The organism is Streptomyces sp. NBC_00029 (genome assembly GCF_045160505.1).
Lineage (GTDB): Bacteria > Actinomycetota > Actinomycetes > Streptomycetales > Streptomycetaceae > Streptomyces.
Genome location: NZ_CP108292.1, coordinates 4,240,038 through 4,253,332 on the forward strand (window position 1 = coordinate 4,240,038; position 13,295 = coordinate 4,253,332).

15 protein-coding genes are annotated in these 13,295 nt (G+C 74.2%); 10 read left to right on the plus strand and 5 right to left on the minus strand.

Translation table 11 applies throughout. The features are described 5' to 3' along the window. Positions 1–399 precede the first annotated feature (399 nt). From OG753_RS19790 to OG753_RS19805, 4 genes are all read left to right on the plus strand, one after another. Positions 400–1,587, plus strand: a complete 1,188-nt coding sequence (locus tag OG753_RS19790) for an MFS transporter (RefSeq protein WP_405792732.1) — start codon at positions 400–402, stop codon at positions 1,585–1,587. Between the two features lie 223 nt (positions 1,588–1,810). After that, positions 1,811–2,302 (plus strand): DUF2771 domain-containing protein, encoded by a 492-nt coding sequence (locus OG753_RS19795; protein WP_327263093.1) that lies wholly within the window; start codon positions 1,811–1,813, stop codon positions 2,300–2,302. Between the two features lie 13 nt (positions 2,303–2,315). Continuing rightward, positions 2,316–3,047, plus strand: a complete 732-nt coding sequence (locus OG753_RS19800) for a futalosine hydrolase (RefSeq protein WP_327263094.1) — start codon at positions 2,316–2,318, stop codon at positions 3,045–3,047. Beyond that, positions 3,028–3,909 (plus strand): 1,4-dihydroxy-6-naphthoate synthase, encoded by an 882-nt coding sequence (locus tag OG753_RS19805; RefSeq protein WP_405789419.1) that lies wholly within the window; start codon positions 3,028–3,030, stop codon positions 3,907–3,909. The genes OG753_RS19800 and OG753_RS19805 overlap by 20 nt, the downstream gene beginning before the upstream one ends. A gap of 75 nt (positions 3,910–3,984) precedes the next feature. On the opposite strand, the gene OG753_RS19810 is transcribed toward OG753_RS19805, so the two are convergent. Further along, complete coding sequence (locus OG753_RS19810) at positions 3,985–4,368, minus strand: cold-shock protein (RefSeq protein WP_030012939.1); 384 nt, start codon at positions 4,366–4,368, stop codon at positions 3,985–3,987. Positions 4,369–4,546: 178 nt separating this feature from the next. Between OG753_RS19810 and OG753_RS19815 the strand changes: the two genes are divergently transcribed. Next, positions 4,547–4,798, plus strand: a complete 252-nt coding sequence (locus OG753_RS19815; RefSeq protein ID WP_327263096.1) for a hypothetical protein — start codon at positions 4,547–4,549, stop codon at positions 4,796–4,798. A gap of 12 nt (positions 4,799–4,810) precedes the next feature. Here OG753_RS19815 and OG753_RS19820 read toward each other — a convergent pair whose 3' ends face one another. Beyond that, complete coding sequence (locus tag OG753_RS19820; RefSeq protein WP_327263097.1) at positions 4,811–5,428, minus strand: HAD family hydrolase; 618 nt, start codon at positions 5,426–5,428, stop codon at positions 4,811–4,813. A gap of 211 nt (positions 5,429–5,639) precedes the next feature. Between OG753_RS19820 and OG753_RS19825 the strand changes: the two genes are divergently transcribed. Both OG753_RS19825 and OG753_RS19830 read left to right on the plus strand, forming a co-directional pair. Then, positions 5,640–6,140: a SigE family RNA polymerase sigma factor gene (locus OG753_RS19825; protein ID WP_405789422.1), complete on the plus strand. Its 501-nt coding sequence runs from the start codon at positions 5,640–5,642 to the stop codon at positions 6,138–6,140. A gap of 9 nt (positions 6,141–6,149) precedes the next feature. Further along, a complete protein-coding gene (locus OG753_RS19830; protein ID WP_327263099.1) occupies positions 6,150–6,989 on the plus strand; it encodes a hypothetical protein in 840 nt (279 codons plus the stop codon). 11 nt (positions 6,990–7,000) lie between these two features. On the opposite strand, the gene OG753_RS19835 is transcribed toward OG753_RS19830, so the two are convergent. Continuing rightward, positions 7,001–8,020 carry a hypothetical protein gene (locus OG753_RS19835; protein WP_405789424.1) on the minus strand — a complete coding sequence of 340 codons (1,020 nt, stop codon included), beginning with the start codon at positions 8,018–8,020 and terminating at the stop codon, positions 7,001–7,003. Between the two features lie 86 nt (positions 8,021–8,106). Here OG753_RS19835 and OG753_RS19840 point away from each other — a divergent pair, with 86 nt between their 5' ends. Both OG753_RS19840 and OG753_RS19845 read left to right on the plus strand, forming a co-directional pair. Next, positions 8,107–10,593: a helicase-associated domain-containing protein gene (locus OG753_RS19840; protein WP_405789425.1), complete on the plus strand. Its 2,487-nt coding sequence runs from the start codon at positions 8,107–8,109 to the stop codon at positions 10,591–10,593. Between the two features lie 46 nt (positions 10,594–10,639). Beyond that, on the plus strand, positions 10,640–11,233 hold the full coding sequence (locus OG753_RS19845) for a DUF4291 domain-containing protein (protein WP_327263102.1): 594 nt from the start codon (positions 10,640–10,642) through the stop codon (positions 11,231–11,233). Between the two features lie 55 nt (positions 11,234–11,288). Here OG753_RS19845 and OG753_RS19850 read toward each other — a convergent pair whose 3' ends face one another. Together OG753_RS19850 and OG753_RS19855 are read right to left on the minus strand one after the other, a co-directional pair. Continuing rightward, complete coding sequence (locus tag OG753_RS19850) at positions 11,289–11,831, minus strand: DoxX family membrane protein (RefSeq protein ID WP_401279108.1); 543 nt, start codon at positions 11,829–11,831, stop codon at positions 11,289–11,291. A 159-nt stretch (positions 11,832–11,990) separates the two neighbouring features. After that, positions 11,991–12,551: a peroxiredoxin-like family protein gene (locus OG753_RS19855; RefSeq protein WP_405789427.1), complete on the minus strand. Its 561-nt coding sequence runs from the start codon at positions 12,549–12,551 to the stop codon at positions 11,991–11,993. Positions 12,552–12,620: 69 nt separating this feature from the next. Here OG753_RS19855 and OG753_RS19860 point away from each other — a divergent pair, with 69 nt between their 5' ends. Next, positions 12,621–13,238 carry a TetR/AcrR family transcriptional regulator gene (locus OG753_RS19860; protein WP_405789429.1) on the plus strand — a complete coding sequence of 206 codons (618 nt, stop codon included), beginning with the start codon at positions 12,621–12,623 and terminating at the stop codon, positions 13,236–13,238. The last annotated feature ends 57 nt before the right edge of the window (positions 13,239–13,295 follow it).

Sequence of the window (13,295 nt, forward strand, 5' to 3'; positions counted from 1 at the left end):
CCAGAGGGCCGCGTCGACGTCCGCACCCGATCGGACTCCGGGCGCACCTCACTGCAACCCATTCTGCGGGATCACGAAGAGGCGCGCGGCCAGGAGCAACCGCCGGTGGCGCGCTACGCACGCTACCTCGTCTTAAGCCTCGGGCACACATGCAAGGTCCGATTCGCGGACAAGCCACCGACGTCGCGACGCGCCGGGAGGCGCCCCGGGAGGGCCGGGTGGGGCACTATGTCGAGTGTGGCACCCGTACGGTCGTCCGACGACGGCTCGGGACCGGCCAGGCGGGCCGGCCGGGCTGTCGGGCGTGCGCTGCACCTTCCGGCGCGCGGGATCCGGCGGGCCACTCATGCGCACGGGGCCGGCGAATCGGGCCTCGGCAAGCTGATCGAACTGCACGCCATCAACGGCGCCGGCGACATGATGATCACGGTGGCGCTGGCCTCGACGGTGTTCTTCTCCGTTCCCACGGACGAGGCACGGGGCCGGGTGGCCCTGTACCTCGGCATCACGATGGCCCCCTTCACGGTGCTGGCCCCGGTGATCGGCCCGCTCCTGGACCGGCTGCCGCACGGGCGCCGGGCCTCGATGGCGGCGGCGATGCTGGCCCGCGCGCTGCTGGCGCTGCTGATGTCGGGCGCGGTGGCCACGGGGGGCATCCAGCTGTACCCGGCGGCGCTGGGCGTGCTGGTGGCGTCGAAGTCGTACGGGGTGGTGCGCAGTGCGGTGGTGCCCCGGCTGCTGCCGCCGAAATTCTCACTCGTCAAGGCGAACTCCCGGGTCACGCTGGCCGGTCTGCTGGCCACGGGCGTGGCGGCGCCACTGGGTGCCGCGCTGAATCTCATCGGGCCGCAGTGGCCGCTGTACGGCGCCTGCCTGATCTTCGTGTGGGGCACGGTCGCGGCGTTCACGCTGCCGCACAAGGTGGACGAGGCCAAGGGGGAACGCCGGGCGCGGCTGTCCACGCACGAGGCGCACTCGAAGCGGCCGGGCCTGCGGACGGTCAGCAGGTCTGTGCTGTGCGGGCTGCTGGCGAACGCCTCGATGCGTGCGCTGTCCGGGTTCCTGATCTTCTTCCTGGCGTTCCTGCTGCGCGAGCATCCCCTGGCGGGGCAGAGCGCGGCGGTGTCGCTGGGCATCGTGGGCGTCTCCGCGGGCGTGGGCAACGCCTGCGGCACGGCGGCGGGCGCGTGGCTGCGGGCGCGGGCGCCGGAGGCGATCATCGCGGCGGTGCTGTGCCTGACGCTGGCCGTGGCGGTGCTCGCGGCGGTGTTCTTCAGCGGGCCGTTCATGGCCGTGCTGGCCGCGACGGCGGGCTTCTGCCAGGCGCTGGCGAAGCTGTCGCTGGACGCGATGATCCAGCGGGACGTGCCGGAGTCGGTACGGACCTCCGCGTTCGCCCGTTCGGAGACCTTGCTCCAAGTCGCGTGGGTACTGGGCGGCGCGATCGGCATCGTGCTGCCGCTGAACGGCGTACTGGGGATGTCGGTCGCCGCGGCGATCGTCGCCCTGGGCACGACGATGGCGCTGCGCGGTGTCCTCTCCTCCCCCCGCCACCACGCGGGCACCTCCCGCCCCCGCGTGGCGTGACACCCCAGCCCCCACGGGCCAAGCCGCCCCGCCGGCCAATCCAGCCCCGCCTGCGCTTGAGGCGCGGGGTCTGGGGCGGAGCCCCAGGAAGCCCGGGCGGAGCCCCGGGCGGCGCCGCACCCGGCCGAACCGGCGGAGCCGAACCGCGCCTCGCCGCGCCGCGCCGCAGGCCACCGGTACCCCATGCAGCGGCGCGGCCCAGGGGCCCGATAGCCTTCGGCTCATGACCGCACCGCTTTTCTCGGGTAGGGCCCGCCGCAGCGTCGCAGCCCTCGGAGCCGTGTCCGCCGGGCTCCTCCTCCTCTCCGCCTGCGGCGAGAAGCCGACACCGCTGGCGACCGTGACGGTCGGCACCTCGTCGGTGTCCGCCGAAGCCTCCTGCCACAACGACGGCAAGGAGCTCTCCATGGACCAGGTCCAGGAGTGCCTCACCAACCTCAAGAACCCCAAGACCGTCGAGTACGCCCGGGGCGACACGCTGCGTCTCGGTGTCGAGCCCGAGATCGTCGAGGACGGCAGGCGCTGGTCGGCGGTCCTGGACGGCCAGCCGATCACCGAGCCCTCCTCGAACACCTACCGCAGCTTCCCCGGCGCCGACGTCTTCGCCACCGGCGGCCAGGGCGAGGCCCCCTCCTCGAAGAAGCTGGCGTTCCTGCAGATCGCCGAGGACGGCAAGCCGCTCGCCGTCTGGTCCTTCAACCTCAAGCTCAAGTAACCGGGCGGCACCCGTGCGCGCGCTCGTCGTGACCGCGGTGGCGGCGGAGGCAGACTCCGTCACCACCGGTCTCACCCCTCATCCGGACACTCCCGGTCCTGAGCCGCGCACTCTTCCCGGCGGTTACCTCATCCACCGTCGGGACCTTCCGGGCATCGCCCTCGACGTGCTCGTCGCAGGTGTCGGGCCCGCGGCCGCCGCCGCGGCGGCTGCCACCGCCCTGGCCCTCGCCGACTACTCGCTCGTCGTCTCCGCCGGCATCGGCGGCGGGTTCGCGCCCGCCGCCCCGCTCGGCTCCCTCGTGGTCGCCGACGCCATCGTCGCCGCCGACCTGGGGGCCGAGACCCCCGACGGCTTCCTCGACGTGGCGGAGCTCGGCTTCGGGCACAGCGTGCACCTGCCGCCCGCCGAGCTCGCCGCCCGCGCCGCCGAGGCGACCGGGGCGCTGCTCGCGCCCGTGCTGACCGTCTCCACCGTCACCGGCACCGCCGAACGGGCCGCCGTGCTCGCCGCCCGGCACCCGATGGCCGGGGCCGAGGCCATGGAGGGGTTCGGGGTCGCGGAGGCGGCCGCCGCCCACGGGCTGCCCGTACTGGAGATCCGCGCCGTGTCCAACGCCGTGGGCCCGCGGGACCGCGCCGCCTGGCGGATCGGGGACGCGCTCACCGCGCTCACCGACGGCTTCCGCGTGCTGGGGCCCGTACTCGCGAACTGGGGAGAACGCCATGAGCACGACCACCGGTGAACCGCTGAGGATCGCCTATTCGCCCTGCCCGAACGACACCTTCGTCTTCGACGCGTGGGCGCACGGCAGGGTCCCGGGCGCGCCCGACCTCGACGTCACCTTCGCGGACATCGACATCACCAACGGCATGGCCGAGCGCGGCGAGCTGGACGTGCTGAAGGTGTCGTACGCCGTTCTGCCGTGGGTGCTGGAGGAGTACGCGCTGCTGCCCTGCGGCGGTGCGCTGGGGCGCGGCTGCGGCCCGCTCGTGCTTGTGAAGGATCCCAGCCTGACCCGCGGGCCGGGGCTCGACCTCGCCGGGCGTACGGTCGCCGTGCCGAGCGAGCGTTCCACCGCCTACCTGCTGTTCCGGCTGTGGGCGGCGGACGTGCTGCCGGAGGGTGTCGGCAAGGTGGTCGTCCTGCCGTTCCACGAGATCATGCCGGCGGTCCGCGACGGCCGGGTGGACGCCGGCCTGGTGATCCACGAGGCCCGGTTCACCTATCAGGACTACGGGCTGCACTGCCTGGCCGACATGGGTCAGCACTGGGAGTCCACGACCGGTCTGCCGATCCCGCTCGGCGCGATCATCGCCAAGCGCTCGCTGGGCGCCGAGCGGCTGCGCACGCTGGCCGAGTCGGCGCGTACGTCGGTCCGGATGGCCTGGGACGACCCGGAGGCCTCCCGCCCGTACGTCCGCGCGCACGCCCAGGAGCTGGACCCGGCCGTCGCCGACCAGCACATCGGGCTCTACGTGAACGAGTTCACCGCCGCCCTCGGCGAACCCGGCTACGCGGCGGTGCGCGGGCTGCTGACCCGGGCGGCGGCCGAGGGGCTGGTACCGGCCATCGCGCCCGGCTCGCTGGACTTCCCGCAGGACTGACGGCCGCCGACACGACTGCGCCCCGCCGCTCTTTCGAGTGGCGGGGCGCAGTCGCAACGCGTGACGGGGCGCCGGTCAGACGTCGAGCTGGTCGGCCACCGCGCGCAGCAGGCCGGCGATCTTCGTACCGTGCACCTTGTCGGGGTAGCGGCCGCGCTCGAGCATCGGGGTGATGTTCTCCAGGAGGGTCGTGAGGTCCTGCACGATCGAGGCGAGCTCGTCGGGCTTGCGCCGCTGCGCCGCCGCGACGGAGGGTGCCGGGTCCAGTACTGTCACAGAAAGTGCCTGGTCACCGCGCTGACCCGCGACGACACCGAACTCGACGCGCTGGCCGGGCTTGAGTGCGTCCACCCCGGCGGGGAGCACCGACGAGTGGACGAAGACGTCGCCGCCGTCGTCACGGGAGAGAAAGCCGAAGCCCTTCTCACTGTTGAACCACTTGACCTTGCCGGTAGGCACGTCCGTCCTCTGTCCTTGTGCTCGTCGGGGTCCGAAGTGCCGTGAACGGCTCCGGACAACAGCGCAGCGGGCCATGTGTGACCCGCCATCTCAAGGCTAATGGTCAGGGGCCGGGTGACAAGACGTTCCCCGGTCCTTCGCCGTCGGCTGCCTTCGGCCAGGCAACTACCCTGGTGGGGTGACTGTTACTCCTCATTCCGACGAAGCGCGGCCCGGCGACGGACTCGTCAAGGCCGGCGGCATCGTGTTCATCGCCGGGGCCGTGGCGACGCTGGCGACCATGGCTCCGCTCTTCCTCGACATCGACCCGTTCCCGCCGTACGCGTGGGCGGTGTGCATGCTCATGGGCGTCGGCTTCGCGATCTCCGCGGCGGGCGTGCTCCGCTCGGCCTCGGCGCAGCGCAGGGCGGCCCGGGCCTCACAGGCGTAGCCGGAGCCCCGCTCAGACGGGCTGCGCGGCGACGTACTGCGCGAGCCACTGCGGCAGCGCGGTGAGGTCGGGCAGCACCACGTCCGCCCCCGCTTCGCGCAGCTCCTCCTCGCGGCACGGGCCGGTCGGCACCGCCACGGAGAGCGCGCCGGCCGTACGGGCCCCGCGTACGTCGCCGACGTGGTCGCCGACGTAGACCTGCGCGCCGTACTCGCGCAGCGCACCGGCCTTGGCCTCCGCCCAGAGCCAGCCGATGACCGCGTCGGCCTCGATGCCGAGGTGCGCCAGGTGCAGGCGGGCGTTCGGCTCGTGCTTGGCCGTGACGACGATCGCGCGGCCGCCGAGCGCCTGGACGGCCTCGATCGCCTCGCGGGCACCCGGCATCGCGGGCGTCGGCCCGATGGCGTGGGTGGGGTAGATCTCCCGGTAGCGGTCGGCCATCGCAGGGATCCGGGACTCCGGGAACCAGTGCGCGAGCTCCTCGTCCAGCGGCGGGCCCAGCCGGGTGACCGCGGCGTCGGCGTCGATGAACGTCCCCGTTTCGGCCGACAGGGCCCGGTAGGCGGCCCTGATGCCCGGGCGGGAATCGATGAGGGTCATGTCGAGGTCGAAGCCGACGGTGAGGTTCATACCTGCCATTGTGCCGAGCCGTCCGTACGGGACGCCGACAGCGGGCCTCCCGCAGGTGAACGACCGGCCCGGACGCGGCCCGGCCCCGCTTCTCCCCGCCCGGCCCCGCTTCTCCCCGCCCCTCCCGCATCCGGTGAAATTCGTTCTCAACCTTTTCCCCGTGGCAGCGCTCAGGACAGGGGTGAGAGACACGATGTGAAGGGGAGGGCGGATGCCACCAGGCTCCGAGCACGAATTCGAGGCCTTTGCCCGGGCCAGTCAGCGCAAGCTGTACCGGACCGCTTACCTGCTGTGCGGGAACGCCGACGGCGCACGCGATCTGACCCAGACGACCCTCGCGAAGCTGTTCCAGCACTGGCGGCGGGTGTCCGCCGCCGACCACCCCGACGCGTACGCCAGAACCGTGCTGACCCGCACCTTCCTCGCCGAGCGGCGGCGGCGCCTGCGCGACCTCCTGGCCCACACGCGCGCCGACGCGCCGCCCCGGCCCGAGCACGCCGAGCTCCGCGTCACCCTGCTCGCCGCGCTCGCCGAACTCCCGCCGCGGGCCCGGGCCATGGTCGTCCTGCGCTACTGGGAGGACCTGAGCGTCGAGACCGTCGCCCAGCTGCTGCGCTGCAGCGAGGGCACCGTCAAGAGCCAGTGTTCGCGCGCCTTGGTGAAGCTGCGTGCGCAGCTCGGCGAGGCCCACATGTACGCCACCGAGAGCTGAGGAGACGCCATGGTCACCCATGAGGACCACACGGACGACCGGGCCGCGGCCCTGCTCGTCCGCGATGCGATGGACCGCGCGACCGCGGAACTGCCCGCCATGACGGACCTGGTGGGCCCGGCCCGCGCCCAGGGCCTGCGCCGCAGGGCGCGCGTCCGGGCGGCGATCGGCGGTGCGGTGCTGGCCGTCGCCGGCCTCGGCCTGGCCGGGGCCTTCGTCCTGCCGGGCGACGACGACGAGGGCGCGACCGGAAGTCCCGGGGTGATCGACGTGGCCGCGCCGCCGACGAGCTCCGGACCGCCGCCGCCGATCCACCTCGAACCCAGTCCGGGCGAATCGTCGATGGCCGACCTGCCGCCCGCCGAGCGGGCCCGGCAGGAGAACTTCCAGAACCAGGCCGTCGGTGTGCTCCAGCAGCTGCTGCCCCCGTCGGTCGGCACCGTGCAGCGGATCGACCTGAACGTGCGGCACTACCAGGGCACCAAGGACGGCAAGGCCTTCCACATCCTCTTCTCGGTGCGTCCCTTCGAACCGGGCACCGCGCACCAGGCCTGCCGCGAGATCAAGGGCACGGTCTGCTCGAAGGCCACCCTGCCCGGCGGCATCGAGGCCGACGCGTGGACCTCGCCGATCAACAACGGCAATGTCACCGAGTCCCGGGTCTGGTTCCGCTACGGCACCAGCAGCGTCTCGCTGAGCGTCGGCCCGCACGACGAGTCGAACACCTCGGCGCCCGTCACCGCCCAGCAGCTCCTCGACCTCGCCAAGTCCACCGCCTTCCTCGACCTGGTCAAGGCGGCCGACCGGGACCCGGTGGAAGAGATGCAGCGCACGGTCCCGGCCGGCTGACCCCTCCCCGGCTACCGCCGCCGCGCCCGCCACACCAGGTACAGGACGGACGCCAGCGCCGCCCCCCTCAGCACCCACGGCCACATCCCGTGCAACGCCCCGCTCAGCTGGTCGTCGGCCAGGGTCTCCCCCCACTTGCCGTTCATCCGGCCCCACAGCCACACCACCGCCCCCGCGAGCACCGCACCGGGCGGGCCGAAGACGGCCCACTTGCGCTCGGCCGGCCGCAGCACGCGGGACGCGTACGGCAGGGCCCAGCCGATGATCAGGAGCAGCCAGTACCCGGTGACCGCGCCGACGACGAGGACGGCCGCCGCCAGCAGCAGGAACGCGTTCGGCCGCGGGCGGCCGGCCGCCGCCTCCGGGGCCGCTGCCCCGGGGTCGGCGGCCGCGGCCTCCTTCTTCGCGCGCCGCCGCTCGCGCAGGAACCGTACGAGGCTTCGTGCGCGCCCCTCGTCCTCCCCGGGCGGGGGCGCCGTCTTCCCGGCCTTCCCGGCCTCCGTCCGCCCCGGCTCGCCGTCCTCCGGTCCCTCCTCGAAAAGGTCCGGGATCTCGATGCCGCCCGCGAAGCCCTCGACCTGCGGGCCCTTCCCGTACGCCCCCGGGCCGACCCGCCACCAGTCGGGCTCGGCCCCGCCCGAGGGGCCGAGTTCGTCCAGCCCGGCCAGGTGTGGCGGTACGTTCTCCGGCTCCGCCGGGCGCGCCGGGGGCACGTTCTGGCGGCGCAGCCGGCCCGGCGCGCGCTGGACGGGCACCGACAGGCCCGCGTCGGAGGGCTCGGCGGGGGCGGCGCCTGCGGCCTGCCGGGACCCGAGGGTGTCCAGGACCTCCTCGGGCGTGCCGATCCGCTCCAGGATGCGGCGTACGGCGGCCGGGGTGTCCGGGTCGTACTTGGCGCGCCGACGGTCGATCTCGTCCCGCAGCCCCGACACCAGCCGCATCCGGTCGCCGGAGGACAGCTGCCGTCGTTGCGCCAAGTCCCCGACGCGGCTCAGATATTCGTAGACCAGTTGGTCGCTCTCGATCCCCACGCCCAGGCTCCTCCCTTACCCCCTGCCCCGAAGGTAGCGCGTGCGCCCGTGGAGCTGCTGCGGGCGCAGCGGATACCGTTGACCGGATGGGGACCGGCCGACTGACCGGCCGACGCGACCAGGAGGCGACTGTGCCCGAGGCAAGCACTGCGGCGGGATCCGCCGGCGGGAGCCCGGCGGGAAGCTCCCCGCGCTCACTCGCCGAGGCGCTGCGCGCCCGTGACGACGCGGCGCTCGCGGCCCTGTTGCGCGCCCGCCCGGACCTGCTCGGCCCGGTGCCGGGCGATGTGACCCAGCTGGCCACGCGCGCCGGGACCCGGGCCTCGGTGGTGCGCGCCCTGGACCGGCTGGACCGCTTCGCCCTGCAGACGGCGGAGGCCCTCGCGGTGGCCCCGGACCCGTGCCCGTACCCGGTGCTGGAGGGGCTGCTGACGGGCGGCGAGGACGAACGGGCCCGCGACGCGCTCCCCGGCGCCCTGGCCACCCTGCGCGACCAGGCCCTGGTGTGGGGCGACGAGGACCGGCTGCGGCTGGTGCGCACCGCACGGGAGCTGCTCGCCCCGTCCGCCTCCCGCCCCTCCCCGACCGGCCTGGGCCCGACCGTCGCCGAGGCCACCGCCGGGATGTCGCCGACCCGGGTGCAGGAGATCGTCGCGGCCGTCGGACTGCCCGCCACCCACGACCCGGTGTCCGCGGTGACCGCGCTGACCGGGCTTTTCACCGACCCGGAGCGGATGTCCGCGCTGCTGGACGAGGCTCCCGCGGAGGCCCACCAGGTGCTGGGCCGGCTCGTGTGGGGGCCGCCGTACGGGGAGGTGACGCCGAACCCGACCCCGCCGGTGCGCTGGCTGCGCGACCGGGGGCTGCTGCTGCCCGCGACGGCGCGGACCGTCGTACTGCCCCGCGAGGTGGCGCTGCACCTGCGCGGCGGGCTCGCGCACCGGGACACCGCGCCGCAGGCCCCGCCGGTGCCCGCGCACCGCGAGCACCGTCCACAGCTTGTGGACGCGAACGCCGCCGGGCAGGCGCTGGCCGCGCTGGCCACCGTCGAGGAGCTGGTGAAGTCCTGGGAGCACGCCGGTCCGCCGGTGCTGCGGGCGGGCGGGCTCTCCGTACGGGACCTGAAGCGGACCGCGGCCCTCCTGGACGCGAGCGAGCCGCAGGCGGCCTTCTGGATCGAACTGGCCTACGCGGCCGGTCTGCTGGCCAGCGACGGGGAGGCGGACGAGCGGTACGCGCCCACGCCGGCCTTCGACGACTGGGTGGACCTGCCGCCCGCCGAGCGCTGGTCGCACCTCGCGGCGGCCTGGCTGCCCGCCACCCGCACCGCACCGCTGATCGGCGAGCAGGATGCCAAGGGGCGCACGCTGTCCGCGCTCGGCCCCGAACTCGACCGCTCCGCCGCCCCCGAGGTGCGCCGACGCGTCCTGGAGCTCCTCGGGGCCCTGCCCGAGGGCGGGTCCCCCGACCCGGAGACCCTGCTGGCGCGGCTCGCCTGGGAGCGGCCCGTACGCGGTGCGAGCGACCTGCGGGCCCGTCTCGCGCACTGGGTGCTGGAGGAGGCGGAGGTCCTCGGCGTGACCGGGCGGGGCGCCCTGTCCGGGCCCGGCCGGGCCCTGCTGGAACACCGCGATCCGTCGCCGCTGCTGGCCCCGCTGCTGCCGGAGCCGGTGGACCACATACTGCTGCAGGCCGACCTGACGGCGGTGGCCCCCGGCCCGCTGCGCCGCCCGCTGGGCGACACGCTGGCCGTGCTCGCGGACGTCGAGTCCAAGGGCGGGGCGACGGTGTACCGGTTCACGCCCGGCTCGGTGCGCCGGGCCCTGGACGCCGGCCACGCGGCCGCGGACCTGCACGCCTTCCTCAAGGAGCACAGCCGCACCCCGGTCCCGCAGCCGCTGGCCTACCTGATCGACGACGTGGCCCGGCGGCACGGGCACCTGCGGGTCGGCGCGGCCTCCTCGTACGTGCGCTGCGACGACGACGCGATGCTGGGCGAGATCCTGGCCGACAAGCGCTCGGCCGGGCTGGGGCTGCGCCGCCTCGCACCGACGGTGCTGGCCGCGCAGGCCGAACCGACCGTCCTGCTGGAGGGGTTGCGGACGATGGGCTACGCGCCGGCCGCGGAGTCCCGCACCGGCGACGTGCTGGTGGCGCGGGCCGATGCCCACCGCACCCCGGCCCGCTCGGCGCCCGTACCGGTGCCGGAGGGCCCGCCGGTGCCGGATGCGACGCTGCTGGCGGCTGCCGTACGGGCGATCCGCGCGGGCGACGTGGCGGCGACGGCGGTGCGCAAGGAGCCCGCGACGCCGTCGGCCGCCGCCGTACCGGGCGAACTCCCGCGCACGAGCGCGGCGGAGACCCTGGCGACGGTGCAGGCGGCCGCGCTGACCGGGTCGGCGGTGTGGATCGGCTATGTGAACGCGGAGGGCGCGGCGAGCCAGCGGGTCATCGCGCCGGTCCGGGTGGAGGGCGGCTTCGTCACCGGGTACGACCACACGGCGGACGAGGTACGGACGTACGCGCTGCACCGGATCACCGGTGTCGCGGAGTTGGCGGACGACCAGGTGTAGGAGAAAACCAATGGCCGTCGGGATGGCGGGCCATCATCCTGAGCCCATGTCCGACCACGTACCGAACCGCCAGATCCGCGCTGCGCACAATGCGGCCACGATCACCGTCTACCAGGCCTACTCCCCCGCGCTCGGGGTGCCGGCCGCCCGTGACGGCCGCTTCCCGCCGGCCTGGAAGCGGGAGCGGATGACGTGGATCAAGCCGTCGTTCCTGTGGATGATGTACCGCTGCGGCTGGGGCACCAAGGACGGCCAGGAGACGGTGCTGGCGGTCGAGATCACCCGCGAGGGCTTCGACGGGGCGCTGCGTGACGCCTGCCTGTCGCACTACAGGCCGGGCGTGCACGCGGACCGGGCGGCCTGGAAGGAATCCCTGCGCGGGGCGCCCACCCGGGTCCAGTGGGACCCGGAGCGCGACCTGCGGCTGAACCCGCTGCCGTACCGCTCGCTGCAGCTGGGCCTGTCCGGTCCGGCCTCCCGGGCCTACGCGGACGAGTGGACGGTCGGCATCCGTGACGTGACCGGGCTGGCCCGGGAGATCCGCGGCCTGCTCGGTTCCGGGGACGAGGCGGCCGCGCGGGCGTTGCTGCCGGTTGAGACCCCGTATCCGTCGGGCCCGCTGCCGCACCTGGGCGCGTAGCGGGCCGGTTCGGGACGGTCCGGTGCGGTCCGGTGCGGTCCGGTCCGGTCCCGGATCAGTCCCGGACGAGCACGACGATGAACCCCGCGACGACGCCCACGAGCAGGGCCAGCAGGGAGTAGCGGGGGCGGGATTCGCGCAGCACCGGAAGGTAGTGGTCGGCGGCGAAGCGGCCCGGCCCGGTGAGGGTGAGGGCGACGACCGCGGCGAACAGCACCACTTCCAGTTCCACGCCCTTGGGCGGGAAGTAGGCGCTGAGGCCCCGGACATCGAGGACGTTGATGAAGATGCCGGTCAGGGCCGCTCCGGCGAGCGGGGTGAGCAGACCGAGGGCCAGGGCGAGGCCGCCCAGGGTCTCGGAGAGACCGGCGATGACGGCCATGGCGTCCCCGGCGGGGTAGCCAGCCATGGTGAAGCCCTTGCCGGTCGCGGTGAGGCCCGGGCCGCCGAACCAGCCGAAGAGCTTCATCGTGCCGTGGCCGGCCATGCTGAGGCCGACGACGAGCCGGAGGAGCAGCAGGCCGGTGTCGTGGGTGACGGTGGTGGCAGGGGCCGAGGAGGTGCTGAAGAGCGTGCGGTCCCAGCTTGTTTGCATCATGAGGGTCCGTTCCGAGGTCGCCTGGCAGCGACCGCCACCGTATGACGCCCACCCCCGACGGCCCGCCCGCAACATCGACGGCCGCCCCATCGGCCCCTTCCGTCTACCCGTTCGGCCCTGGAACACCTGCCCTACGTCGCGCCGGGAACGAAGCGGGTATCAGTGCCGGGCCGTGCGGGCCCGTTCCGCCAGGGTCAGGAGCTTCTCCACGGGCCACTGGTCGTCCGCATGCTCCCCGTACCCGGCGGCCAGCACGCGCCCGTCCGGTGCGATGAGGAAGTCCGCGGGGAGCCCGAGGCGTCCGCCCTCCTGGACGAGCGCCGGCGGCTTCGCCCGGCCGCGCACGATGTCGAGGGTGCCCACGGCGATCGCCCGCCAGGCGCGCGCGGCCAGCAGGGCGCGGTGGGACGACTCGACGCCGAACTCCGCGTACAGCCGCTTGCGGGGGTCCGCGATCACCGCGAAGGGCAGCTCGGCCACGTGCTCGCGCAGTTCGTCGGCGCCGGAGTGGAAGACCACGACCTCCCGGATCCCCGCGGCCTCTATCTCGGCGTGCCGCCGCACGATCGAGCGCAGGTGCAGATGGCAGATGGGGCAGCCGGCGAACCGGCGGAACTGGAGGTGCACGAGGTGCTCGGGGTCCGGCACGGTGACGGGTGCACCGTCCGCGACGGCGGTCAGGGTGCGGGTACGGACGACGGAACCGGTGTCGAGCTGCACTGAGGTCTCCTTCGTAAGCGTATGACCTACACCTACAGCGTAAGCGTATGTCGTACGCTGTCAATCACCATGCCGCGCCCACGCTCACTCACACCGGACCAACTGGCCACCGCGGCCCTCGCCGTGATCGACCGCGAGGGTCTGCCCGGACTGTCCATGCGCGCCGTCGCCGTCGAACTCGGCATCAGCACCATGGCCCTGTACCGGTACGTCGCGGACCGCGGGGAACTCGAAGCCCTCGTCGTCGAACTCGTCCTCGGCGCCGTCGACAGCACCCCGCCGCCCCTGACCGCCGGGCCCTGGCGCGCCCGCGTCACGCTCCTCGTCGACCGGATGCGGGACACCGTCGGCGCGCACCCCGCCGTGCTGCCGCTCACCATGAGCCACCGGCACCGCTCCCTGGGCGTGATGCGCTGGGGCGAGACCGTCCTCGGCGTGCTCGGCGAGGCGGGGCTCGGGCCCGAAGAGCGGATCATCGCGCTGCGGGCCCTGCTCGCCTACGCGATCGGCGCGATCCAGCAGGAACACCTGGGCGCCCTCTCGGGCGCCGGCACCGCCGCGATCGCCGAACTCCCGGCGGAGGAGTTCCCGTACATGACCGAGGCCGCCCTCGGCGCCCGCTCGCTCACCCCGGACCGCGAGTTCCACGGCGGCCTCGCCCTGCTCCTGGACGGCCTGGGCCGCTGACCCGCCGAAGCGCCGTGTTCCCAGCCTCCGCGCCGTACGGCACACTGGAGGTTTGAC